This is a genomic window from Streptomyces cavernicola (assembly GCF_029968035.1).
In the GTDB taxonomy this organism is placed as follows: Bacteria; Actinomycetota; Actinomycetes; order Streptomycetales; family Streptomycetaceae; genus Streptomyces; species Streptomyces cavernicola.
Genome location: NZ_JASCIQ010000090.1, coordinates 1 through 2,552 on the forward strand (window position 1 = coordinate 1; position 2,552 = coordinate 2,552).

A 2,552-nucleotide genomic window follows, 5' to 3' on the forward strand; every position below is an offset into this window, starting at 1 on the left:
ACCCGGCGCTGCTTGAGTTCGGGCAGGGTCGCGCCGGGCACGCCGCGCTTGACTGCGATGAGGGCGTCCATCAGGCGCAGGCCCTCGAACGCGTCGCGGGCGTAGCGGACTTCGCCCTCGTAGATCTCGTGGAGGTCCTGCTCGACGTAGGCGCGGGTGAGGGCGGCGCCGCCCAGGATGACCGGGAAGTCGGCGGCCATCTTGCGCTGGTTGAGCTCCTCCAGGTTCTCCTTCATGATCACGGTCGACTTGACGAGGAGGCCGGACATGCCGATGACGTCGGCCTTGTGCTCCTCGGCCGCCTCCAGAATCGCGGAGACGGGCTGTTTGATGCCCAGGTTGACGACGTTGTAGCCGTTGTTGGACAGGATGATGTCGACGAGGTTCTTGCCGATGTCGTGGACGTCGCCACGCACCGTGGCCAGGACGATGGTGCCCTTGCCCTCCGCGTCGGACTTCTCCATGTGCGGCTCCAGATAGGCCACCGCGGTCTTCATGACCTCGGCGGACTGCAGCACGAACGGCAGCTGCATCTGACCCGAGCCGAACAGCTCACCGACGACCTTCATGCCCTCAAGGAGCGTGTTGTTCACGATGTCCAGGGCCGGGGTGTCCGCCAGCGCCTCGTCGAGATCGGCCTCCAGGCCGTTCTTCTCACCGTCGATGATGCGGCGCTGCAGACGCTCGTCCAGCGGCAGCGCCGCCAGTTCCTCGGCCTTGCCCGCCTTCAACGACTTCGCCGTCGCCCCCTCGAAGAGAGCCATCAGCTTCTGCAGCGGGTCGTAGTCGCCCTCACGCCGGTCGTAGATCAGGTCGAGGGCGGTCTGCACCTGCTCCTCGTCGAAGCGGGCGATCGGCAGGATCTTCGAGGCGTGCACGATCGCCGAGTCCAGACCCGCCTTCACACACTCGTCCAGGAACACCGAGTTGAGCAGGATACGCGCGGCCGGGTTCAGGCCGAAGGAGATGTTCGACAGGCCGAGCGTGGTCTGCACATCCGGGTGACGCCGCTTCAACTCCCGGATCGCCTCAATGGTGTTGAGACCGTCCTTGCGGGACTCCTCCTGACCCGTGCAGATCGTGAACGTCAACGTGTCGATCAGGATGTCCGACTCACGGATACCCCAATTGCCCGTCAGGTCCTCGATGATCCGCTCGGCGATCGCGACCTTGTTCTCGACCGTACGGGCCTGCCCCTCCTCGTCGATCGTCAACGCGATCAGCGCGGCGCCATGCTCCTGGGCCAGCTTGGTGACCTTCGCGAAACGGGACTCCGGCCCGTCGCCGTCCTCGTAGTTCACGGAGTTGATGACGGCGCGGCCGCCGAGCTTCTCCAACCCCGCCTGGATCACATCGACTTCGGTCGAGTCCAGAACGATCGGCAGCGTGGACGCGGTCGCGAAACGCCCCGCCAGCTCCTCCATGTCCGCCACACCGTCACGGCCGACATAGTCCACGCACAGATCCAGCATGTGCGCGCCCTCGCGGATCTGGTCCCGGGCCATCTCCACACAGTCGTCCCAGCGACCCTCCAGCATCGCCTCACGGAACTTCTTCGAACCGTTCGCGTTGGTGCGCTCACCGATCGCCATGTACGACGTGTCCTGACGGAACGGCACCGTCTGGTAGAGGGAGGCGGCGCCGGGCTCGGGGCGGGGCTCGCGGACGGTCGGGGTGAGGTCGCGGACGCGCTCGACGACCTGGCGCAGGTGCTCGGGGGTGGTGCCGCAGCAGCCGCCGACGAGGGACAGACCGTACTCGCCGACGAAGGTCTCCTGGGCGTCGGCCAGCTCCTCGGCGGACAGCGGGTAGTGCGCGCCGTCCTTGCCGAGGACGGGCAGGCCGGCGTTGGGCATGCAGGAGATCGGGACGGTGGAGTGCCGGGCGAGGTAGCGCAGGTGCTCGCTCATCTCGGCCGGCCCGGTGGCGCAGTTGAGGCCGATCATGTCGATACCGAGCGGCTCCAGAGCCGTCAGGGCGGCACCGATCTCCGAGCCGAGCAGCATCGTGCCGGTCGTCTCGACAGTGACCGAGCAGATGATCGGCACGTTGACGCCGGTGGCATCGAGGGCGCGGCGCGCGCCGAGGATCGCAGCCTTCGTCTGCAGCAGATCCTGCGTCGTCTCCACCAGCAGCGCATCCGCGCCACCGGCGATCATGCCTTCCGCGTTCTGCTGGTAGGCGTCGCGCAGGGTGACGTACGGGGCGTGGCCGAGGGTGGGGAGCTTGGTGCCGGGGCCCATGGAGCCGAGGACCCAGCGCTGCTGCCCGGTGGACTCGGTGAACTCGTCGGCGACCTCGCGGGCGATGCGGGCGCCGGACTCGGACAGCTCGAAGACCCGCTCGGGGATGTCGTACTCGGCGAGGGCCGCGAAGTTGGCCCCGAAAGTGTTGGTCTCGACGCAGTCGACGCCCACGGCGAAGTACTCGGCGTGCACGGAGCGGACGATGTCGGGGCGGGTGATGTTCAGGACTTCGTTGCAGCCCTCCAGCTGCTGGAAGTCCTCCATCGTGGGGTCCTGCGCCTGGAGCATCGTGCCCATCGCCCCGTC

At 67.4% G+C, this 2,552-nt stretch carries 1 protein-coding gene; it reads right to left on the reverse strand.

Annotation, left to right across the window (positions count from 1 at the left end; all coding sequences use genetic code 11):
• Positions 1–2,552: methionine synthase (gene metH, locus QIS96_RS37575; RefSeq protein ID WP_282547382.1), on the reverse strand; the 2,552-nt coding region annotated here is incomplete at both ends.